The sequence below is a fragment of the Nocardia sp. AB354 genome (assembly GCF_049538315.1).
Taxonomy (GTDB): Bacteria; Actinomycetota; Actinomycetes; order Mycobacteriales; family Mycobacteriaceae; genus Nocardia; species Nocardia nova.
In genome coordinates, this window is record NZ_JBMVFU010000008.1 from 146,943 (window position 1) to 168,955 (window position 22,013).

Consider the following 22,013-nt stretch of genomic DNA (forward strand, 5'->3'; position numbering starts at 1 on the left):
AGTGTGCGAGGCAATTACAGTGGTGCCGTGACCAAACCGTTCAGCTCGGTGTGGACGCGGCAGGCCCGCCCGCCCAGGAGGTCGGGGCTGACCCGCGAACAGATCGTCGCGGCCACTGTGGAACTGCTCGACGCCGACGGCCTCGAGGCGCTGAGCATGCGTAAACTCGGCGCCCGTCTCAATGCCGGCGCGACCAGTCTCTACTGGTACGTGGCCAACAAGGACGAACTGCTGGAATTGGCGCTCGACGAGGTCTGGGGCCTGGTCAAGATCCCCGATCCCGACCGCACGAGCTGGCGGGAGGTGTTCACCACCTTCGCCTACAGCCTGCGCGCCACGATCCGCTCCCATCCGTGGGCGGCGAGTCTGCTGGGGCAGCTGCCCAGCGTCGGCCCTAACGCCTTCGGGCTCACCGACCGGCTGCGCCGCACCTGCCTGCGGGCCGGATTCGACGGCACCGACGTCTATCTGGCCAGCGCCCTGGTGATGAGTTTCATTCTGGGACAGGTGATTCCGGAGCTGACATATCGTAAGGCCGTCGGCGGTGAGGTCGACCACCAATCGGTGCTCGCCTCGATGGACCAGCTGGCCGCGGACTACCCGCAACTGCGAGCCGACTACCGCGACGCGCTACCGCAGGATCCGGAAGTCGCGCGAGCGCTCGCATTCGACTTCGGGCTGGTCTGTGTCCTGGACGGGATGGCCGCGCGCCTGGGGGAGGCACCCACGGCCGATCTGGGCCGCCCCGGCCCGGCACCGGATACCGAGCAGCCGCACCCCGGAACTCAGCGGCGCACCCGATAACGCAGGTGGGTGACCCGGCTGCCCGCCACGACGACCGGATCCTCCAGCAGCTGCGGTGCGGCGCCGAGATGATCGAACATCGGTGTGCCGCCGCCCAGCAGCACCGGCACCAGATCGATCCAGATCTCGTCGAGCAGTCCGGCCTCGAGCGCCTGGCGCGCCATCGTGCCGCCGTTGACGCCCACCGCCCGGCCGCCGGCGAGGGCGGCGGCGCGCTCGACGGCGGCCTCGATACCGTCGGTGACGAAGGTGAACGGCGCCCCGGGATGGGAGTCGATCCATTCCTGCGGAATGTGGTGGGTGACAACGACTATCGGCCGGTCGAACGGATGCACGCCGCCCCAGCCGTCGGTGAGGTCGAACAGCCGGCGCCCGACCACGAACACGCCGACCGCGTCGAGATAGGCGCTGACATGGTCGTAGTCGACGTCGGTCAGCGAGAACCGCACCTCCGGATGGGTACTGGGGTAGGTTCGGTCGCCGGCCTCGTACCACGCGAACAGATGCTCGAATCCGGACTCCTCCGGCCCGGCGATATATCCGTCGAGGGACATGCTCGCCCCGCACACCACTGTCGCCATCTGTTCGCTCCTTCGGCTCTCGCGCCGGACCCGGCTCTCACCGAGACAGACGGCAGCCGCGCCCGGAATTCATCGGCGCCGGGGCGGGAGTCAGTCGCGATACATCGACCGGTAGGCCCCGATCACCGCGACCAGATGGTTCACCACCTGCTCGCGGTCGGCGCGCAGGGAGCCGTTGAGCCAGGCCGCGAACAGTCCGGCATTGCCCGAGGCCATGGTGACCGCCGCCATCCGCCGCCGCATCGGATCGCCGATATCGGTGAACAGGTGATCCTGGATGAGCCGGGTGAACGTCGGCATCACCGCGATGGTGGTCTGGCCCAATCCGGTGCTCGAATACGGTTCGACCAGAAACAGCCGCGATTTGCGGGGATCGGCCAGCACCTTGTCGACCAGCACCGTCGCCAGTTCGCGGTCGCGGTCGGGGTCGGCGGCCGCGGCGAAGGAGGTCATCGGTTCGCGGAAGTCGTCGGCGACCTGCCGGTAGAGCACGTCGAGCAGATCGTCGCGGCCGGTGAAGCTTTCGTAGAAGTAGCGGTCGGTCAGGCCCGCGCGCCGGCACACCGCGCGCATGGTGACCGCGCCCGCGCCGGCCTCGCCGATCAGGTCCAACGCGGCCTCCAGCAACGCGGTCCGGCGCGCCTCGCGGCGTTCGGTGAGCGTGGTACCACCCCAGATGCGGGTGTCGTTGTCGGCGGAGTCCTGACCTGTTCGCACGTTCCCGAGCCTAACGGGTGGGTTCAGCCCAGGATTTCGTCGACATAACACCAGCGCCATTTCTCGCCGGGCTCCACGCTGCGCATCACCGGATGCGTCGTGGCGTGGAAGTGCTTGGTGGCGTGATTGCCGACCGAGGAATCGCAGCAGGCGATATGCCCGCAGGTCAGGCACATGCGCAGATGCACCCACGTCAGCCCCTCGGCGACGCATTCGGAACAGTAGTCCGGGTGGTCGGGGGTGTGGGTGTGCGGGGCGGCGACGAGATGTTCGCAGCCGCCGGAGACCGGGGCCGCGAGCGGACCCGCGGCCTCGTCGTCGTCGGCCTCGCTGATCCGGTCGATCGTGGACTCTTCCAGATCGATCGCGGTCATCACCTGCTCGAGGACTTCGTGATCGATACCGCCGCCGTCGCGGGCGCGCAGCACCGCCTCGCGTTCGGCGTGCAGCATCACCAGGCGCAGCCGCCGGTATTCGCCGCTGGGGGTGACGCGCACCGATTCCGCGCGCCCGAGCTGTTCCCATGCCGCGTGGGTGCGCCGCGCGACCCGGTCGCGCAGGCTCGCCACCACCTCGGGTGGAGTTTCGGGGGCGACCGCCTCGTCGAGGGCCTCGAGTCCGGCGGCGGTGGCCTGCTGCAGCAGCGCGGCCTCCTGCAGGGCGTCCTCGGCGCGGCTGGGACCGCGCAGTTGCAGCAGCCGCACCAGCGCGGGCAGCGAAATACCTTGCAGCAGTAGCGTTCCGCCGACCACGACGAGGGCGAGCAGTTTCAGTGTCGCCAGCTGCGGGGTGTCGTCGGGCAGCAGGGTGGCCGCGGCGAGGGTGACCACGCCGCGCATCCCGGCCCACGCCACCACCGCGGGACCGGTCCACGCCGGTTTGGGATTGCCGCGGGGGCGGCTTTCGACGAACCACGAGAAGTAGGTGGCGGGGAAAACCCAGATCGGGCGCACCACGATGACGGTGACCAGCACCGCGAGGGCGGTGAACACGATGGTGGCGTGGTCGAGCCCGCTGTTCCAGGCGTCGTCGACGATATGGCGCACCTGCAGGCCGATCAGCAGGAATACCGCGCTCTCCAACAGGAATTGGATGGTGCGCCAGTTGGTGCGCTCGGCGACGCGCGAGGCCGCCGACTGCCACACCGGGGCACCCTGGCCCAGGATCAGACCGCACACCACCACCGCGATCACCCCGGAGGCGTGCGCGGCCTCGGCGGGCAGATAGGCCGCGAACGGCGCCAGCAGCGACACACCCGTGTCCAGCACCGGATCGGTGATGCGGCGTCGCACCAACACCAGCACCGCGGCCGCGGCGATGCCGATCACCGCGCCGCCGGCGGCCGCGTAGACGAAGTCGCCGCCGGCCTGCCACACACTGAAACTGCCCGCCATCGCCGCGATCGCGGTGCGCAACGCCACCAGCGCGGTGGCGTCGTTGAACAGCGATTCGCCCTCGAGCAGGGTGACGATGCGCCGCGGCATCCCGACCCGGCGGGCCACCGCGATGGCGGCCACCGCGTCCGGCGGCGCGACGATCGCGCCGAGGGCGACCGCGGCCGCGAACGGCACCGGCAGCAGTCGCCACACCACCGCCGCGACCGCGAAGGTGGTGGCCAGTACCAGCCCGACCGAGAGCAGGGTGATCGAGACCTTCTTCGGTTTGAATTCCAGCAGCGAGGTGCTGATCGAGGCCGTGTACAGCAGCGGTGGCAGCAGACCCAGCAGCACCCACTCCGGATCGATATCGATCTGCGGGACGAACGGCAGGTAGGAGGCGACGACCCCGGCGACGGTGAGCAGCAGCGGTTCGGCCATGCCGATCCGGCGGGCCAGCGCCGCCAGCGCGACCGCCACGGCGAGCACGGCCACAACCCCGAACGCGATATGCACCCGCCCATCGTGCCAGTTACGCCTGGTCGTACGCGCATCCGGGCACCGGGGACGATCCGGGCGGGTGCGGCCGGTCGGCGCGCGGCGGCGGGGATCCGCATACTGGACACGATGAATGCGCTGCGGACCGGGATGTCGTCGGGACCGATCGTGCGCGGTCGGCCGCGGCGTACGGAATTGACGTTGTGTGCCGCGGCGGTGGTCGTGGTGGGGATCGCGGCGTGGATCATGTCCGCGGCCGCGGGGGGTGACGACGGCCGATCGCTGCAGTGGTCGTTGCTGGTGTTCGCCGCGTTGACGCTGCTGGCGCACCTGGCGGTGCGGCAGTTCGCCGGCAACGCCGACCCGGTGATCCTGCCGTGCGTGGTGTTGCTCAACGGCCTCGGGCTGGTGTTGATCGACCGGCTCGACCGGGCCGAGGCCGTGAGCGCCGCCGCCAAGGGGACGGCCGCGCCCTCTTCGGACGCCGCGCACCAATTGATCTGGACCGCAGCCGGTATCGCGTTGTTCGCGCTCGTGCTGGTGGTGGTGCGCAATCACACGCAGCCGGCGCGCTACGCCTACACGTGCGGGCTGGCGGGTGTGGTGGCATTGCTGATTCCGGCGGTGCTGCCCGCTCGCTTCAGCGAGGTCAACGGCGGTAAGAGCTGGATCCTGTTCTCCGGGTTCTCGATTCAGCCCGGCGAATTCGCCAAGGTGCTGCTGCTGATCTTCGTGGCGGCGTTCCTGGTTGCCAACCGCGATCTGTTCGGCGCGGCCGGACGGCGGGTGCTGGGTTTCACAGTGCCGCGACTGCGTGATCTGGGGCCGCTGCTGGTGGTGACGTTCGTGTCGGTGCTGGTGCTGGTGTACGAGAAGAACCTGGGGTTCTCGCTGCTGGTGTTCGGCACGGTGCTGGCGATGGTGTACATCGCGACCGGGCGGGCGTCGTGGCTGCTGATCGGGGTGGCGATGTTCGCCGTCGGCGCCGTGGTCGCCTATCACCTGTTCGCGCACGTGCGGGTGCGGGTGCGGGTCTGGGAGGATCCGATGGCCACCTATTACACCAACGGCTATCAGATCGCGCAGGGGTTGTTCGGGCTGGGAACCGGCGGGCTGTGGGGGACCGGGCTCGGGGCGGGCCGGCCGCAGGAGGTGCCGTTCGCCAAAACCGACTTCATCATCTCCACCATCGGTGAGGAGTTGGGGTTGTTCGGGCTGACGGCGGTGATTCTGCTGTTCGGGGTGATCACCGTGCGCGGCTTCGCGGCGGCTCTGGCCACGCGGGACGCGTTCGGGAAACTGCTCGGCGGCGGGCTCGCGTTCTCGGTGGGCTGGCAGTTGTTCGTCGTCGTGGGCGGTGTGACGAAGCTGATTCCACTGACCGGACTGACCACGCCGTTCATGTCCTACGGCGGATCGTCGCTGCTGGCCAATTACGTGATCGTGGCACTGCTGATCCGCATCTCCCACGACGGGCGCACCCAGGCCGCACCGGCCGCGCCCCCACCGGCGCCGATCGCCGAGGCCATGACCGAACACATCCGCCGGCCGCGCTCACGCTGACAACCGTTGCGCCGCAACGACTCGCGGCGCACGCTCACCGTGCTCGGCGGACGAGGTTGTCCGGAAGCCGGCCGGTGAGGAACCGCTCGTCTGGGTGGCGGCAACCGCATAGGCGCGGATCGTGCTGTGGCTGCCGGTGCCGGCGACATGCGGGGTGAGAAACAGCCCCGGCGCACCCCACAGCGGATGATCCGGCGGCAGCGGTTCGGGATCGGTGACATCGAGCGCGGCGCGCAACCGATGCGAATACAGCTCGGCGACAAGGGCTTCGGTGTCGACCACCCGACCCTGCGAGACGTTCACCAGAATCGCGCCGCCCGCGCGGTACTCGCCACCACCGTCACCGGAGTCCGGAAGGGCGCCAGCGCGCGAGCCAGGGCATCGGCGAGATCGCCGGCGCCGACGATGAGCACCTTCTTCCCGTACAGGGTGTCGGTGGGGCGGGTGGCCCAGCGGCGTTCCTGCCGGGCACGGGCGAAGACCGGGAAGTCGCGGCACAGCGTGATCAACGCTCCCAGAACCCATTCGGCCACCCCGGCGTCGTGCGCGCCGCGCGCATGCGACAGCAGCACCCCTTCGGGCAATGCGCCCGCCCAGCCGTCGGCGCTCAGATCGCCGATGGCGCTGCCCTTTCCAGCTCGAACCCGGCATCGCGCCAGGCGACGATGCCGCCCGCGAGGCTTGCCGCCTCGTAGCCCGCGCGGGCGGCCGTGGCGGCGAAGCGGCGCGACAGATCACCCACCGGGCAGACGAAAACCACCGGGCGCGAACGGGAGAACGGCACCCCGTGGGCGAACATGTCGTCCAGCTGGTCGTCGCGAATATTGATCGCGCCCGGGATGTGCCCGATCCGGTAGGCCATCGCGCCGCGGGTGTCGACGATCGTCGGGCGGCTGGTGGCGTCGAGTTCGCGCAACTGGTCCGCCGACAGTTCGCGGACGGTGTGCAGTTCCGCGTCGGTGGGCGCCGCCACAGCCGAACCCGTGCGGCCGAACAGGTCCGGGCGGCGTTTCTTGATGTAGGACAGATACGGTTCGATGCGGTCGCACACGATCAGCACCGCCACGATCGGCGTCGGCCCCGGCGGCAGCTCGCGCAACACCTCCAGCGCGGCGGCGTATCCGGCGCCGCTGGTGGGGCCGGCGAGAATGCCGTAGCCGGTGGCCAATTCGAGGGTGGCTTCGATCGCCCGGGTTGCGTCGATCGTCACGATCCGGTCGTAGAACTCCGGCTGGAACAGCCCCACATCCCACATCTCGGTTTCCGACCGGATGCCGGGAATGAAGTCACCGCGCTGCGACACGACCGCGATCGTGCGCAGGTCCGGATGGTGTTTGCGCAGATAGGTGGCGGTGCCGCGGGTGGAACCGGTGGTGCCGAGTCCGCCGATGAGATAGTCGGCGCCCAGTCCGGCGGCGGCCAGGTCCTCGTGGATCTCGCGCCCGGTGCCGTGATAGTGGGCGTCGATGTTCTTCTCGTTGGTGTACTGCGACGGATGATGGTAGGCGCCGGGACTTTTCGCCATCGTCGTCTCGATCACCGAATACACGTCGTTGGGTGTGGTCGGATCCGGGCATTCCGACAGTCCCGGCAGCTCCTCGATCCGCGTGCCGAACAGCTGCAGCAGATCGCGCACCTCGTCGACCTTGATCCGGTTGGTCACCGCGTGCAGGCCCACACCGCGGCGGGCACCCAGCAGCCGCAACGCCTTGGCGGTGTTGCCGCTGGAGGCCTCGATGAGTGTCTGCCCGCGCGCGGTGATCTCGTCGAGCTCGTCGCGGATCATGCCCCAGGCGACGCGGTCTTTCACCGAACCGAACGGGTTGCAGAACTCGAGTTTGGCGTACAGTTGCACCCCGGGCAGCCGGTGCACGGCCGGGTCCAGGCGCAGCAGGGGCGTGTCACCGATCAGATCGGTGATGTCGTCGTAGCGCATCACGGCCTCCCGGGGCGGTATTCGGCGTCGGGCACCACGTGGAAGCCGTCGTCGCGGTAGTCGACGGCCAATTTGGGCGGCAGGGGATGCATCGATGCGCGCGCTGCCGACAAATCCATGTGATAGGCGCCGGTATTCGGGAAGACCAGCAGATCACCGGGCTGCGGCAGCCGCGGCAACCACACCTTGTGATTGCTGACCAGATCGCGTTCCAGGCACAGATGCCCGCCGATGTACACCCCGACCGGCCCGCCGGGATCCTTGACAGGGCGGTCGCCGGATTCGGGTCCGGGCAGCAGCAGCGGATCCACCATCACCTCCTGGTCGGCGGGCGTGATCGTGTCACGCCCGATATCGACGGTCACCACCGTGCTGCCGTCCGCCGTGCGCTTGACGAATTCCACTCCCGCCACCGTGATCCCGGCATGATCGGCCAGCGCCTTCCCCGGTTCGCACCACAGTTCCAGCAGGTTGTCGGCGAGTACCCGGGCCAGCGGTTGCCCGCCCTGGGCGGCCAGTGGCGCGCCGAGCAGGTCGTCGAGCATGCGCGGCCCCGGCATCGTGTTGGCGTATTTGTGGAAGATCGGGATGCCGTGCGCGCCGGTGTCGTCGATCGTGTATCCGAAGGTGTTGCCGGCCCAGCTCATCGGCTCCCCGCGCCCGACGAGCGAATCCCGCAGCGCCAGCGCGTAGCGGTCGAACCGGTCGGCGTCGGCGGTGAACACCTGCCGGAACCCGCCGCCGATATCGAGCACCGTGGGGGCCAGGCCGTGGGCATAGGCGCGTTCGATCCAGTCCAGGCACGCCTCCACCGCCCGCACCCGTTCACCGATGTCTCCGGAATCGAGGTGAAAGGCGAAGCCGCGCAACGTGATCCGGTCTCGGCTCGCGGCCAGTAACGCCAGTTGTTCGGCCACCTCGTCGGGGCCGATGCCGAATCGGCTCACCGCCGGCTGTCCGCCGGGGACGGGGAAGCCGCTCAGCCGCAACAGCACCGGGATCGGCGCGGACGAGGTGGCCAGGCCGGCCAGCTCGCGCAATTCCCACGGATTGTCCACGTTCACCGTCACACCGGAACCGGCGAGTGCGGTGAGCAATCGCCTGCCCTTCGGTCCGGTCACCTCGATATCGCCGGGCGCGAAACCCACCTCGCGGGCCGCGGCGAGTTCCTGCGCCGAGGCGACGTCGACGCCGATACCGGCTCGGTGCGCGGTCGCCAGTAACGCTGTCGAATGATTCACCTTGTGCGCGTAGCAGATCCGATGCCGTAGCCGATGCCGCACCGGTACGGCCCGCAGTCGTCGCAGATTGTCGAGATAGACCTGCGGGAACAGCAGATGCGCGGGTGTGCCGAACCGGGCGACGGCCGCGGTGAGGGCGTGCGGGCAGTCGAGGTAGGCGCGGACCAGGGGATGCAGCAGCGCCGGTAACGCGGGCGGTGCGCTCATCCCGCCGGGTCCGGGGCCGCGAGGGTCGGGTTGTAACCGCTGTCGCGCAACGCTTCGAAGGCCCGGTGCCGGTTGCGGGGGCTGCGGAATTCGGCGCGCACCCGCTTGCTGGTCAGATCGATCTCGTGCACCGCGATCTGCATCGATTCCAGCACGCCGCCGATGGTGCGCACACAATGTTTGCAGTTCATATCCGGCACATAGAACAGATGCTCGGCCGCTCCCGCGAGATCGCCTGTGGCATCGGCTGTTTCGACGATGTCGAGTCCGGCCACGGTGTGGGTGAACAGGTCCACGAACCGATCGACCACCTCGGGCAGCAGACTGTAGTGTTCGCCGTCGATGCGATGCGGCATCGCCGCCAGGCACGACGGGCGCACTCCCGCCGGCAGCAGTGCGTATTGGCGTGAGATGAGGTCGAGTTCGTCGTGATACTTGCCGATGGCCGCCTCCACCGACAGGTTTTCCTCGGTCGTGGCGCGCCGCATCACGGTGTGGGCGTCGTGGATGGTGGCGTCCTTCATCGCGCGCAGGGTGGCGATGGTGTCGGCGGTGTAGCGGACGGTGCCGTCGGGCTGGGTGTCGAAGGCGGCCGCGATCATGCCGCGCCGATAGGTGGAGGCCTGCTGCTCCCAGTACCAGCGGGTGGCGACCGCGGCGAAAATGCCGGAATCGCGCAGCCCGCGGGCGAATTCGGTGGCGGTCCGGTACGGAGTCGCGGCGGCGAGCAGCGCGTGCTGTGCCAGTGCCCGGCCGGTGGCTTCGATACCGACGCGGAAGATGTCGATCGCATCCTGATCGGTGGTGGTCGCGCCCAGCACCGCGCGATCGTGCGGGGTGAGCGCGGCGATCCGTTCGGCCAGTGCGGTATCGGCCTCGAGGCTGTGCCACAGGGCCAGCACGGTTTCGCGGACCGCGACCGGCACGATCGGCCCGAGACCACCGGCGCGAACGTGGCCGGTATTGGGTATGCCGTCGCTGTCGGTCCATACCACCCGATGGGTGGCGCTGGTGACCTGATCGGCACGGCACGGGCGCATGAACGATTCCAGATACATCCGCTGCGACAGCGTCAGGTGGCTGCCCGGCTCGGGTCGCACCGGCGTGCGGGTCACCGCGATGGTGCGCGCCGCCGTGGGTGCGGCGGTGGTGAACAGGCCGGGTCGGGCCAGTTCGGCGAGAATCCGGGACGCGCTGCGGCGGTCGTAATCCGCTGCGTTGCCTTCGGGTGCGCTGCCGGCGTCGGACCCGGACTCCGGTTCGGGGGCGGCGGTGGAGACGGCTGCGGCGGTTTCGCGGCGTGTGGTCATCGGACCTCCGTGGCGATGGTGGTGAGGCAACCGAGGAAACGGTCGATCTCCTCGGCCGTGGTGTAGACGTGAGTACTCACACGCACCGAATCAGTCTCGGCCGCAACCATTTCGGCGTCGTCGCTCGCGGTGCCGGTGGGGACGCAGTGCGCGCCGGTGCGCACCAGGAAACCCAGTTCCGCGAGCACGAAGCCGAGATCGGTGGCGGTGATCCCGTCGAGGGTGAACGACACGATGCCGTACCCGGTGTCGCAGGGGGCGTGGCCGGGGCCGGGCAGCAGGCGCAGCCCGGGTAGTGCGCGCATGCCGTCGAGGAGGCGGCGGGTCAGCATCCGGTTGTGCCGTTCGACGGTGTCGATGCCGATCGAGTCGAGTACCCGCAGGGCGGCGCCGAGAGCGAGGATGCCCGGGATGTTGTGGGTTCCGCCTTCGAGTCGATGCGGCATCCGAGCCGGCAGCAGCGCCGAATCGCGCACGCTGACACCGGAGTTGCCGCCCGGCAGGAACGGGCTCAGCTGGTCGTGGATGCGGCGGTGGCAGAACAGCACCCCCGTGCCGGGCGCGGCGAACATCTTGTGCGCCGACAGCACCGCGAAATCCGCGCCCAGCTCACGCACATCGATCGGGATGTGCCCGGCGCTCTGGCTGCAGTCGAAACATACGGCCACCCGTGGGTCGATGCGGCCGCGCAGCTCCTCGAGAGTGGTGCGCGCGCCGTAGACGTGGTGCAGATGGCTGAGGGTCAGCAGCCGGGTGCGCGGCCCGAGTTTGGCGGCGATGTCGTCGATATCGGCCTCGCCCAGTGCGGTGGTCCGATAGGGGACCAGCCGCACCCGGCGGCCGAAGTGGGCGAGTGTGGCCCGCAGCTGCAGCCACGGATACACGTTGGAGGCGTGATCGCGTGGGCTGTAGAGGATTTCGTCGCCGTCGGCGAGGGTGGTCAGCCCCCAGGCGAGGGCGACCGCGTTGAGGCCGGCCGTGGCGCCCGCGGTGAACACCACCTCGTCCGGCTCGGCGTGCAGGAAGCGGGCGGTATCGGCGCGGACCTGTTCGATCGCGCGCGTCAGCGTCGTCGCCCACGGGTAGGTGCCACGGCCGGAATTGGCGGTGTGGCGGCGGTGATAGCCCTCGATCGCCTCGATCACCGGCAGCGGTTTCTGCGTGGTCGCGGCGCTGTCCAGATAGACCGGTCCGTCGCCGGTGAGCGCGGGGAAGAGATCGCGGACGGCCGCCGGGGCGGTGGCCTCGCCGACCGGGCGGCAAGGCGAACACGCAGGGGGTGAGGAGATCCGGGCGATGGAGTGCGCGGGAGTGGGTGCGGAGGCCGGGGCGCTCGCCGGGTGGGCGTGCGCGGGCCGAGGGATCGGCGACCGCAACGTGACGCTCCCTTCGGCTCGTACGCTGGCGACCACATCCACGATACCTATCGCCGCGGTCTCCTTCGAAGCCGGTCGCGGACAACGCTTTTCACCGGTCGATCGTCCAGAACCGCGAATCGTGGCCGGAGCAGGCCGGTTTCGCGATCAGTTGCCGGCCGGGTCGGGACCGCCGGGATTGCACATCGCCTGGACGGTGGCCTGGTAGCCGACGGCCGGGCGCCACGGTTCCAGATTCCAGCTCGGCTTGTTCGGTGCGACCATTCGCGCCCACACCCAATGGCATTGGAACTGGTCGTACATGCCGGGCGAATCGGCGTCGGGGGAGTCGGCGAGCACCTCCGACCAGGCGCGGTCCAGGGCGGTGGGGAATTGGTCGGCGCGACCGGCGGCGGTCGGATAGACGTGCAGGCGGCGGCCGTCGGGGTCGTCGGTCCATTCGGTGTGATCGATCAGCGGGCTGCCTGCGAACGGATCGGTGGTGGGTTCGGCGGGCGGCGCGCTCGTCGGTGCCTCGGAGGTGCGCACGGCAGTGGTCGTGGTTGCGGGCGCGGGGGATTCGGTGCTCGCCGAGTCGTCACCGCATCCGGCGACCGCGAACACGGCCGACACCACCAACGCTGCCGCCGCGGCCCCTCGCGGCCCGCGACCGGGTGCTCGTCGTGCCCCCGACCTCATCCGCGTCCCTTTCGACGTCGCGATCCACCGTCGCCGCTCACGCTACCCGCCACGCCCGGGCGCACCGGAACCGGCGGGGCCGCCCGCCCGTGTTGCCCGAATACCGCCGGGAGTCGACGTAGAGTGGGAGGGTGGCCGCTCAGTTGACCAAGGGACAGGTGGATCGTCTGACCCACGACGAGGTCGTCGTATCCGTCCGGCACAGCGAACCCGTCGATGTCTCGGCGCTGCTGCTGAATTCGGCCGGCAGGGTCCGTGACGAAACCGATCTGATTTTCTACAACCAGCCCGCAGCGCACGGGGTGCGCCTGGCCTCCGGCCGCCCGGAGTTGTCGATCGGATTGCGTTCGCTCCCACCGGAAATCGAGCATGTGCGCATCGTGGCCTCGCTCGAGGATCAGCAGGATCGCTTCGGCGATTACGCGCCGCCGCAGCTGATCGTGGCCGATTCGAGCGGAAATGCGGTGTACGAGTACACCGTCGACGGCCTGGGTGAGGAACCGGCGGTGATCGTCGCCGATCTGGACCGTGTCGGCAGCACCTGGCAGGTGCGCCCGCTCGGGCACGGATTCCCGGCCGGGTTCGCGGCGCTGGTGACCGCGCACGGTGTCGCGGTGGGCGGCGGGGCCGACGAGTTGCCCTATCGCGGACCGGCGGTGCTGGCGCCCGGTCAGGAGGTGGCGCTCAGCCAGATCCGCAAGGGTGAGCTGTCGATGGTGAAGATGGGTGTCGGATGGGATCCGATGAAGGTGCACGGCCCGCGCGGGCTGCGCGCCCTCGAGATCGACCTGGACGCCTCGGCGCTGCTGTTCGTCGGGCAGACACTCGTGGATGTGGCGTTCTACCAGCAGCTTTCCTCCCGTGACGGTGCGGTGCGCCACTCCGGGGACAACCTGACCGGCGACGGTAAGGGCGACGACGAGGTCATCACCGTGGACCTGGCCCGGCTGCCGGCGCAGGTGACGTCGGTGGTCTTCGTGGTCACCTCCTATGCGGGGCATACCTTCGAACGCATCCGAAACGGCTACTGGCGCATGATCGACGGTTCCTCGACCGCCGAGCTGGCGCGGGGCAATCTGCGCGGCGGTGGGCCGCACACCGGCATGGTGGTGGCGAAGGTGTATCGCGACGGCGGCGTGTGGCGGGTGGCCTCGATCGGCGCCCCCATCCAGGCCGGGCATCCGGTGGAGGCCGTCCCGCTGGTGACACCGACGCTGTGAGCCGTGCCGCGAGCCAGTGATTTGCCAGGGCTGGTGTGCGCGGCCCCGCATCCCTACTATGACCTCTCGCGGGACCGGCCCAGGAAAGCGGGGGCTTGTCCGGCACAATCGGTACCTGGATGGTGGCGGTACCCATCGGCTGTGCCCCGCGGGTGTGGCCGATGTGGGTGTTGAGGAGAGTGGACCGTAGGGGCGAGATGACAGCACCGGCAGTGAAATGTCTTGTCTGGGAACTGGACAACACCATGTGGGACGGTGTGGTCTGCGATTCGACCAGTGGTGCACTGCGCCCGGACGCGGTGCGGGCGCTGCATACGCTGACCGGCCGGGGCGTGATGCACGCCGTGGCCAGCCGCGGCGAATGGTCCTGGACGACCGACAAATTGGAACGTCACGGCCTGCACGGGCTGTTCGCCGCCGTCGAGGTCGGGTGGGGTCGCAAATCGGCGGCGATCACGCGGATCGCGGCACAGTTGCGGATCGAACTCGACGCGATCGGCTACATCGACGCCGAGGCCATGGAACGCAGCGAGGTCGCCCACGCGCTACCGCAGGTGCGCTGCTATGCCGGACGTCACGTCGATGTGCTCACCGCGCTGCAGGAATTCCGGGCGCCGCTGACCTCGGCGCCGCCGCCGACCTCGCCGATGGGCTTCGCCCACATCTCCGCGAACTGAACCGGCCGCCGCGGCGACAGATCGCCACGGCGGCCGGATCGCGGGTGCGGGTGAATCAGGCGCTGTCGCGCTTGATTTCGACGATCGGCAGCACCAGCGCCGCCGGCGCCGAGGCCGGAACCACCGGCTGCCGCGGCGCGACCGGGGAAATGCGCTGGTAGGGGCTGTCCTGCGGCGGGCGGGTGTCCTTTTCGCCCTTGTTCGGCCACAGTGCGGCCGCCCGTTCGGCCTGCGCGGTGATCGTCAGCGACGGGTTCACACCGAGGTTCGCCGACACCGCCGCGCCGTCGACCACACTCAGCGTCGGATAGCCGTAGACGCGGTGGTAGGGGTCGATGACACCGTGGTCGGCGTCGGCGCCGATCACCGCGCCGCCCAGGAAGTGGGCGGTCAGCGGGATGTTGAACACCTCGCCCCAGGTGCCGCCCGCGGTGCCGCCGATCTTCTCCGCCACGCGGCGGGTCACATCGTTGCCGGCCGGGATCCAGGTCGGATTCGGTTCGCCGTGGCCCTGTTTGGAGGTCAGCTTGCGGCCGAACACACCGCGCTTGGTGTAGGTGGTGATGGAGTTGTCCAGATGCTGCATCACCAGCGAGATGACCGTGCGCTCGCTCCAGTTGCGCACGCTGAGCATCCGCAGCAGGGTCAGCGGATGGCGCAGCACTTCCAGCAGGAACCGCAGCCAGCGCGGGATCCGGCCGCCGCCGTCGACCATCAGCGTCTGCAGCAGCCCCATCGAATTGGATCCCTTGCCGTAGCGGACCGGTTCGATGTGGGTGTCGGGGGTGGGGTGGATGGAGGAGGTGATGGCCACACCGCGGGTGAAGTCGCGCTCGGGGTCCACCGTCGGGGTCGCCGCGCCCAGAATGGATTCGGAGTTGGTGCGGGTCAGCTCGCCCAGCCGCGGCGACAGTTGCGGCAGAATTCCCTTGTCGCGCATGTCGAACAGCAGCTTCTGGGTGCCGCGGGTGCCGGCGGCGAGGACGACGTGTCCGGCCGTGTAGGAGGCCGGTGATCTGCGGATCTTCGCGCCGGTGCGGCGGGTGTCGACCTGCCAGCTGCCGTCGGGCAGCGGCCGCACCGCGGTGACCGTGGTCAGCGGCAGCACCTGCGCACCGGCCTGCTCGGCCAGATACAGGTAGTTCTTCACCAGCGTGTTCTTGGCGCCGTGGCGGCAGCCGGTCATACATTCGCCGCATTCCAGGCAGCCGGTGCGCTGCGGGCCGGCACCGCCGAAATACGGGTCGTCCACGGTTTTTCCGGGCTCGCCGAAGAACACGCCCACCGGGGTCTGCACGAAGGTGTCACCGACGCCCATGTCGTCGGCGACCTGCTTGAACACCTCGTCGGCGGGGGTGATGTGCGGATTGCGCACCACGCCCAGCATCTTGGTGGCCTGCTCGTAGTAGGGCGTCAGTTCGGCGCGCCAATCGGTGATGTCGCGCCACTGGTTGTCCTGGAAGAACGGTTCCGGCGGCACGTAGAGGGTGTTGGCGTAGTTGAGCGAGCCGCCACCGACGCCCGCGCCGCCGAGGATCAGCACATCGCGCAGTAGGTGGATGCGCTGGATGCCGTAGCAGCCCAGGGCGGGAGCCCACAGGAATTTGCGGAGGTCCCAGCTGGTTTCGGGCAGTTCGTCGTCGGCGAAGCGGCGACCGGCCTCGAGAATGCCGACCCGGTAACCCTTCTCGACCAGCCGCAGCGCGGTGACGCTGCCGCCGAATCCGGAGCCGACGATCAGGACGTCGAAATCGGTGTCGCGCGCGGTCATGGCCGCTCCTGCCGGGTGCGGGCAACCCGCAACCGGTCGGCCCCGTGAACGGGCTGCGCATGGTGTCTCATCGGGCCTCCGTGAGTGTGTGTCGCCGGTGACGAATATCAACGCTACTACCGAGTAGTTTAGGTGTGTCCCCCGGTATCCCTAAACAATGTCGCGCCTGCTCATGGCGCGGATCGAGGGAAAATCGGCGCGTGACCGCAGGGCCGGCGCGGCAGGTCCGGCCGAGTTTCGGTGCGGGTCGGCGGCGACGGCGGGGCGAGCGGCGATCTCGAATCGATCAGGTGTCGATCTCCTCGCTTTTGTTCGCCGGTCGGTGGCCGGGCACGCTCATTACCGGCGGGTAACAGTAATCTGCGTCACGATTTGTGACAAGTACGACTCGCATCGCCAGATCGCCGATCACTCTGGTAAGCACCGCTCTCTGTATGGCAGGGTGGGGGTATGAGCACTCCCCGATCCCGCGCCCGCGCCCGCACGATGGACGAGATCGTGCGCATCGGCCGTGACCATCTGGCGGTACACGGCGCCGCGGCGCTGTCGCTGCGCGCTGTCGCCCGCGACCTCGGCGTGGTCTCCTCGGCGGTGTACCGCTACGTGCGCAGCCGCGACGAACTGCTGACCATGCTCGTCGTCGACGGCTACACCGAACTGGCCGACGCCGTCGACGCCGCCCTGGCGGGCGCACCCGCCGACGGCGCCGCCCGGCTGCGGGTGCTGGCCCATGCCGTGCGCGACTGGGCGCTGGCCGAACCGGCCCGCTACGGCCTGCTGTTCGGGACTCCCGTCCCTGGCTACGACGCACCCGCCCAGGAGACGACCGCTCCCGGCACCCGGGTGATCGGATCACTGCTCGCGATCGTCGAAAACGCCTGTCGCGCAGGAGAGCTCACGACGCCGGACCCCGTCCCGGCGACCCCGGCCGAACTGGCCGCCGACATCGAGCGCATCCGGGCCGAATTCGGGCTGGAGCTGCCGGACTGGGCGATGGTGCGCACGCTGACGGTGTGGACCGGCCTGTTCGGCGCGGTGAGCTTCGACGTGTTCGACATGTACGGCGCGCAGACCTTCACCGATCGCACCCAGGTTTTCGACATCCACCTGGACAATCTGTGCGCGATCCTCGGATTCCGCGCTGCCCCAGCGGACTAGCCTGCGCGGCGGGTATGCATTCGTGACCGCCATCGTGCAGGATGTCACAACCCGATAAAGCTCATTCTCAGCTTTCCCATATCCGGGAATGAAAGACTGAACGGCGAAATGAACGACGAAACCGAACCGATCCCGGTGGTGGATCCCCGCGGCGGCAGCGGCCGATCGCGGCACGCGCGACCCGACGACGAGTCGCCGCAAGATCGGTCCGGTCGACATAGCCCCCGCACGGTCCGGGCGGCCACCCCGCCCTGGAGTCGCGGCATGGCCGCACCCGCCGACCAGCGCGACAGCGAACGCACCCGCCGAGCAGCCCCGCCGCCACATCGTCCGGGACGACGGGAACAACCCGACGCCGCCGCCGAACCGAGCCCCCGGCGTCGTCCCGCACCCGCGCAGGCCCTCGCACCCGAACGCGGCGACACCGAACCGCGGCGCCGAGCCACCCGCGCCGCACCGACCGCTGCCGGCGCCGCGACAGAGACCGTGGCCGCCGCCGAAGGCGCCGCGCCGCCGCCGAATCGGCGGGCCCGCCGCGCCCGCACCGCACCGCCGCCGCGCCCGAATCGCGGGGGTAAGGCCGTGCGGGTCGGTGGTCGTGTGCTGGCCGCGGTCACGGCCGTGGTCGTGGTCAGCGGCACCGGCCTGGCCTACTACACCGAACGCAGCGTCGATCAGGGTTTCACCCGGTCCAATGCGATCAGCGAGGCCGATGCCGCCGCCCTCGACGGCGATCTGAACATCCTGTTGATCGGCCTGGACACCCGCAAGGACCAGAACGGCAACGACCTGCCCAAGAACATCCTCGACCAATTGCACGCCGGTGACGGCAGCGAAGGCGGCTACAACGCGAATTCGCTGATCCTGGTGCACATTCCGAAGGATCTGAAGAAGGTCACCGCCTTCTCCATCCCGCGCGACGACTACGTCGCGGTCTCGGGCATCCCCGGCTACGACCACGCCAAGATCAAGGAGGCCTACGGGCTGAAAAAGGCCTCGGTGGAACAGAAGCTGGAGAATCAGGGCGTCAAGGACAAGGTCGAACTCGAACGCCAGGGCCGCGAGGCCGGGCGCGAATCGATCGTGCAGACGGTCAAACAGCTCACCGGAGTGCCGATCAACCGGTTCGCCGAGATCTCGCTGGTCGGCTTCTACGATCTGGCCAATATCCTCGGCGGCGTCGACGTATGTCTCAACCACGCCGTCGACGACGAGTACTACTCCGGCGCGGTGTTTCCCGCGGGCCGCCAGCATCTCGACGCCGCCAACGCGCTGTCGTTCGTGCGTCAGCGGCACGGCCTCGACAACGGCGACCTCGACCGCACCCACCGCCAGCAGGCATTCCTGACCTCGGTCGCCAAACAGCTCAAGGATTCGGGCACGCTCACCAATATCGGCAAACTGCAGGACCTGATCAGCGCGGCGCAGAACGACATCGTGCTGTCGCAGGGCTGGAACCTGCTCGACTTCGCCCAGACCCTCGGCCGCGCCGGATCCATCCCGATCGAATTCCAGACCCTGCCGGTGAAGGCGTACGACACCGTCGACGGCCAGGACGTCAACATCGTCGACCCGGCCGCTATCAAGAAGACCGTGCGCACCGCCTTCGGCGTGGCCGAACCACAATCGAGCGCCCCGACCACCACCCCCACCAGCACCATCGACGTCGTCAACGCCGGCGGCGCGAGCGGCATGGCGGCCAAGGTGTCCACCGCGCTGGTGGACAAGGGCTTCCGCAAGGGCAATGTCGGGAACGCCACCTACAGCGACGGATCCAGTTCGGTCGTGTACTTCGGCTCCGGCGCCGACACCGACGCCACCCAGGCCGCCGACATGCTGGGCGGATTGCCCACGGCCGCATCGAAATCCCTCGATCCGGGGACGGTGAAGATCGTGATCGGCAGCGACTTCAGCATGCCCGACAGCCTCACCTCGTCCTCGGCGTCCTCAGTGACGACCACCGACCCCACCACCGGGCTCACCACGACCACCAGCGGCGGCAGTTCGGCGTCGACCACCGCCACCACCGACGATCGTCCCGACTCCGGTAAACCGGTCACCACCAGCATCGGATCCGACATACCCTGCGTGAACTGAGGCGCCGCGGCGGCGGCCGTCTACGATTCCCCGGTGACCGGATACGACGACGCATACGACCATCTCGACACCTCCCGGCTGCCCGAGCGGCAGCGCCGCATCCTCGGCGTGATCCGGGATGCGGTGCAGCGCAACGGGTATGCGCCGTCGTCTCGGGAGATCGCGGCCGCCGTCGGACTGAAATCGGGCTCGTCGGTGTCGAAACACCTGAAGGATCTCGAGGACAAGGGATTCCTGCGCCGCAGTGCCAGTGTCTCCCGGCCCATCGACGTGCGCCTGTTCCTCGCCCCCGCCGAAAGCCATGGCGGCGAACAGGATTCGGTGATCGTGCCGGTGGTCGGCGATATCGCCGCCGGCGCCCCGATCCTCGCCGAGGAACACGCCGACGACCAGCTCACCCTGTCGCGGCAACTGGTCGGGCGCGGAACCGTATTCGGGCTGCGAGTGCGCGGTGATTCGATGATCGACGCCGCGATCTGCGACGGCGACATCGTGGTCGTGCGCCGCCAGCACGAAGCGCATTCCGGGGACATCGTGGCCGCGATGATCGACGACGAGGCCACCGTGAAGGTCTATCGCCGGCGCAACGGCCATGTCTACCTCGAACCCCGCAACCCCGCCTACGACGTCATCGACGGCGACCGTGCGGTCGTGCTCGGCAAAGTCGTGTCCGTGATGCGACGAATGTGACGACCTGCTCGACGCGCCCGCCTAACCGATCGCCAAACGGTTGCCGCTGAATTAGTCTGCCCAAGCAGGGGAACGCGCAAGACCGAACGGGATTCGGAGGTGCACGTGGCGAGCAGTACTCGGGCAGGCAGATCGGCGGTGCGAGAGCGGGTACGCGGGAGCACCCGGATCGCGACGGTCGCGGCCGCGGCGGTGCTGGCCGCGGTATCGGCGACCATGGCGGCCGGACCGGCCGCCGCCGCGGGCGATCCGGTCGTCGATTCCGGTGCCCCGCTGGCACATCCGGTATCCGCCGACGGATCCAAGATCGTCGACTTCTCGGTCGTCGACGGCCGCAACGTCACCTTCAAGGTGTACTCCGCAGCCATGGACAAACCGATCACGATCAACGTGCAGCGGCCCGCCGACGCCTCCACACCGCGCCCGGTGCTGTATCTGCTCAACGGCGCCGGCGGTGGTGAGGACAGCGCCACCTGGGACAACAAGGCCCCCGACGCGCTGAAGTTCCTCGCCGACAAGGACGTCAACGTCGTCCAGCCCGTCGGCGGCGCCTGGAGCTACTACACCGATTGGCGCGCACCGGATCCGAAGCTGGGCGTCAACAAGTGGCGGACGTTCTTCACCGAGGAACTGCCGCCCATCATCGACGGCGCCCTGGGCACCAACGGACTCAACGCCATCGCCGGGCTGTCCACCTCCGGCACCTCGGTGCTGCAGTTGCCGATCGCCAAACCCGGCCTGTACAAATCCGTTGCCGCCTACAGCGGTTGCGCCCAGATCAGCGACCCCGTGGGCTACACCGCGGTCAATCTCGCGGTCAACGTGTGGGGCGGCGGCAACACCGTGAACATGTATGGGCCGCAGAACGATCCGATGTGGGCCGCCAACGATCCCTACGTGCACGCCGACCAGCTGCGCGGGCTCAACCTGTTCATCTCCAGTGGATCCGGACTGCCCGGGCAGTGGGACACGCTCAACGGGCCCTACACGCTGCCCGGACCGGGCGGCCTGGCCAATCAAGTGATCATCGGCGGCGTGATCGAGGCCGCGGTCAACTACTGCAGCCACAACCTGCAGGCCAAGCTCAACGGTCTCGGCATTCCGGCGACCTACGACTTCACTCCGACCGGAACCCATTCCTGGGGCTACTGGCACGACGCGCTGATCCAGTCGTGGCCGGTCCTCGCGGCCGGGCTGCAACTTCCCGCCTGAGCGGCGAACGCCTGGTTCGGGGCTGCCCGACAGCTCATCGATCCACTGCCGCGAGAAGTTCGGCGGTCGCGTTCCACAGCCGTGCGGCCAGCTCCTCGTCGAGACCGGCCTTGCCTTGCCGGCCGACCGCCGGATAGCCACGCAGGCCTCCCGGCCCGTCCGGCCCGACGTACGCATTGCCGACAACGTCCTGAGTCGCGGCGTACAGCACCGACAGCGCACCACGCTCAGGCGAATTGGTCAGGAATGTGAACCGGTTGACGAGGTTCGCCCGGGAGTGCGCGGCCAGACCGGTACGAGCGATACCGGGACTGGCGAGCACCGAGCGGACCCGGCTGCCGTCAGCGGTCAGCCGGCGTTGCAGTTCCAGCGAGAACAACACGACACCGAGCTTCGATGCCCGGTAGGCCGCCATCGCGTCGTATTTGCGCGTGCGCCAGTCCACATCGGCCAGGTCGATCTTGCCCTGCCGGTGCAGCTGACTGGTCACATGCACCACACGATCGGTGATGTGGTCGAGCAACATGGTGGTCAGCAGGAAGGGACCGATGTAGTTGGTGGCCGTCTGCTGATCGAGGCCGTCCCGGGTACGTGCGGCGGGGATGTCCATCACACCCGCATTGTTGATCAGGATGTCGAGGTCGCCGGACCACGCCTCGGCGAAGGCGCGCACCGAGCCGAGCTCCGCGACATCGAGCGGTCGGACGTCGAAGATGCCGGGGAGGTCCGCGACGGCGCGGCGGGCCCGCTGCGTGTCACGCACACCCAGCACGACGTGTGCTCCGGCACCGGCGAGTTCTCGCGCGGTGATCAGGCCCAGCCCGCGGCCGGCGCCGGTGATCACCACCGTCCGTCCTGTCATGTCGGGAAGTTCGTTTCTGCTCCATGTGGCCATACGTCC

The 22,013-nt window shown here is 69.0% G+C and carries 20 protein-coding genes; 8 read left to right on the forward strand and 12 right to left on the reverse strand.

Translation table 11 applies throughout. The features are described from left to right. The first annotated feature begins 27 nt into the window (after nt 1–27). Nucleotides 28–804, forward strand: coding sequence for a TetR/AcrR family transcriptional regulator (locus ACPCUW_RS14050; protein WP_423425201.1), 777 nt, complete (start codon nt 28–30; stop codon nt 802–804). On the opposite strand, the gene ACPCUW_RS14055 is transcribed toward ACPCUW_RS14050, so the two are convergent. The 3 genes from ACPCUW_RS14055 to ACPCUW_RS14065 all read right to left on the reverse strand — a co-directional run bounded on the left by ACPCUW_RS14055 (nt 786) and on the right by ACPCUW_RS14065 (nt 3,994). Next, nucleotides 786–1,385, reverse strand: a complete 600-nt coding sequence (locus tag ACPCUW_RS14055; protein ID WP_104365316.1) for a dihydrofolate reductase family protein — start codon at nt 1,383–1,385, stop codon at nt 786–788. The two genes, ACPCUW_RS14050 and ACPCUW_RS14055, sit on opposite strands and share 19 nt — an antisense overlap. 90 nt (nt 1,386–1,475) lie before the next feature. Further along, entirely contained in the window at nt 1,476–2,102 is a 627-nt protein-coding gene (locus tag ACPCUW_RS14060; RefSeq protein ID WP_030514473.1) for a TetR/AcrR family transcriptional regulator, read from the reverse strand. 23 nt (nt 2,103–2,125) lie between these two features. Next, nucleotides 2,126–3,994: a Na+/H+ antiporter gene (locus tag ACPCUW_RS14065; RefSeq protein WP_104389835.1), complete on the reverse strand. Its 1,869-nt coding sequence runs from the start codon at nt 3,992–3,994 to the stop codon at nt 2,126–2,128. Nucleotides 3,995–4,105: 111 nt separating this feature from the next. Here ACPCUW_RS14065 and ACPCUW_RS14070 point away from each other — a divergent pair, with 111 nt between their 5' ends. After that, nucleotides 4,106–5,539 (forward strand): FtsW/RodA/SpoVE family cell cycle protein, encoded by a 1,434-nt coding sequence (locus ACPCUW_RS14070; protein WP_423425204.1) that lies wholly within the window; start codon nt 4,106–4,108, stop codon nt 5,537–5,539. Here the strand turns inward: ACPCUW_RS14070 and ACPCUW_RS14075 are convergent. The 7 genes from ACPCUW_RS14075 to ACPCUW_RS14105 all read right to left on the reverse strand — a co-directional run bounded on the left by ACPCUW_RS14075 (nt 5,531) and on the right by ACPCUW_RS14105 (nt 12,212). Next, nucleotides 5,531–5,821 (reverse strand): NAD(P)-dependent oxidoreductase, encoded by a 291-nt coding sequence (locus ACPCUW_RS14075; protein WP_423425206.1) that lies wholly within the window; start codon nt 5,819–5,821, stop codon nt 5,531–5,533. The two genes, ACPCUW_RS14070 and ACPCUW_RS14075, sit on opposite strands and share 9 nt — an antisense overlap. A gap of 17 nt (nt 5,822–5,838) precedes the next feature. Then, nucleotides 5,839–6,123, reverse strand: a complete 285-nt coding sequence (locus ACPCUW_RS14080; protein ID WP_423425208.1) for an NAD(P)-dependent oxidoreductase — start codon at nt 6,121–6,123, stop codon at nt 5,839–5,841. Nucleotides 6,124–6,146: 23 nt separating this feature from the next. Continuing rightward, nucleotides 6,147–7,475, reverse strand: coding sequence for a pyridoxal-phosphate dependent enzyme (locus ACPCUW_RS14085; RefSeq protein WP_423425210.1), 1,329 nt, complete (start codon nt 7,473–7,475; stop codon nt 6,147–6,149). Then, complete coding sequence (locus ACPCUW_RS14090) at nt 7,475–8,923, reverse strand: decarboxylase (RefSeq protein WP_423425211.1); 1,449 nt, start codon at nt 8,921–8,923, stop codon at nt 7,475–7,477. Before ACPCUW_RS14090 ends, ACPCUW_RS14085 begins: the two co-directional genes overlap by 1 nt. After that, entirely contained in the window at nt 8,920–10,233 is a 1,314-nt protein-coding gene (locus tag ACPCUW_RS14095) for a heavy-metal-associated domain-containing protein (protein ID WP_423425213.1), read from the reverse strand. The genes ACPCUW_RS14090 and ACPCUW_RS14095 overlap by 4 nt, the downstream gene beginning before the upstream one ends. After that, nucleotides 10,230–11,609 carry an aminotransferase class V-fold PLP-dependent enzyme gene (locus ACPCUW_RS14100; protein WP_245007379.1) on the reverse strand — a complete coding sequence of 460 codons (1,380 nt, stop codon included), beginning with the start codon at nt 11,607–11,609 and terminating at the stop codon, nt 10,230–10,232. Before ACPCUW_RS14100 ends, ACPCUW_RS14095 begins: the two co-directional genes overlap by 4 nt. A 147-nt stretch (nt 11,610–11,756) precedes the next feature. Further along, nucleotides 11,757–12,212: a DUF2599 domain-containing protein gene (locus tag ACPCUW_RS14105; RefSeq protein ID WP_227462929.1), complete on the reverse strand. Its 456-nt coding sequence runs from the start codon at nt 12,210–12,212 to the stop codon at nt 11,757–11,759. Between the two features lie 206 nt (nt 12,213–12,418). Here ACPCUW_RS14105 and ACPCUW_RS14110 point away from each other — a divergent pair, with 206 nt between their 5' ends. Both ACPCUW_RS14110 and ACPCUW_RS14115 read left to right on the forward strand, forming a co-directional pair. Continuing rightward, entirely contained in the window at nt 12,419–13,507 is a 1,089-nt protein-coding gene (locus ACPCUW_RS14110; protein WP_104405886.1) for a TerD family protein, read from the forward strand. 197 nt (nt 13,508–13,704) lie between these two features. Further along, complete coding sequence (locus ACPCUW_RS14115) at nt 13,705–14,184, forward strand: HAD-IIIC family phosphatase (RefSeq protein ID WP_030514463.1); 480 nt, start codon at nt 13,705–13,707, stop codon at nt 14,182–14,184. Between the two features lie 55 nt (nt 14,185–14,239). Here ACPCUW_RS14115 and ACPCUW_RS14120 read toward each other — a convergent pair whose 3' ends face one another. Beyond that, nucleotides 14,240–15,955 carry a GMC oxidoreductase gene (locus tag ACPCUW_RS14120; RefSeq protein WP_423425215.1) on the reverse strand — a complete coding sequence of 572 codons (1,716 nt, stop codon included), beginning with the start codon at nt 15,953–15,955 and terminating at the stop codon, nt 14,240–14,242. Nucleotides 15,956–16,405: 450 nt separating this feature from the next. On the opposite strand from ACPCUW_RS14120, the gene ACPCUW_RS14125 reads away from it, so the two are divergent. The 4 genes from ACPCUW_RS14125 (at nt 16,406) to ACPCUW_RS14140 (ending at nt 21,112) form a co-directional block, all read left to right on the forward strand. Further along, entirely contained in the window at nt 16,406–17,113 is a 708-nt protein-coding gene (locus ACPCUW_RS14125; RefSeq protein ID WP_195074036.1) for a TetR/AcrR family transcriptional regulator, read from the forward strand. A gap of 264 nt (nt 17,114–17,377) precedes the next feature. Beyond that, nucleotides 17,378–19,210: an LCP family protein gene (locus ACPCUW_RS14130; protein ID WP_423425217.1), complete on the forward strand. Its 1,833-nt coding sequence runs from the start codon at nt 17,378–17,380 to the stop codon at nt 19,208–19,210. 33 nt (nt 19,211–19,243) lie between these two features. Then, nucleotides 19,244–19,900, forward strand: coding sequence for a transcriptional repressor LexA (lexA, locus tag ACPCUW_RS14135; RefSeq protein ID WP_423425218.1), 657 nt, complete (start codon nt 19,244–19,246; stop codon nt 19,898–19,900). 216 nt (nt 19,901–20,116) lie between these two features. Next, nucleotides 20,117–21,112 carry an alpha/beta hydrolase gene (locus tag ACPCUW_RS14140; protein ID WP_063030303.1) on the forward strand — a complete coding sequence of 332 codons (996 nt, stop codon included), beginning with the start codon at nt 20,117–20,119 and terminating at the stop codon, nt 21,110–21,112. Nucleotides 21,113–21,146: 34 nt separating this feature from the next. Here the strand turns inward: ACPCUW_RS14140 and ACPCUW_RS14145 are convergent, their stop codons facing one another. Beyond that, nucleotides 21,147–21,974 carry an SDR family NAD(P)-dependent oxidoreductase gene (locus tag ACPCUW_RS14145; RefSeq protein WP_423425219.1) on the reverse strand — a complete coding sequence of 276 codons (828 nt, stop codon included), beginning with the start codon at nt 21,972–21,974 and terminating at the stop codon, nt 21,147–21,149. Nucleotides 21,975–22,013 lie beyond the last annotated feature (39 nt).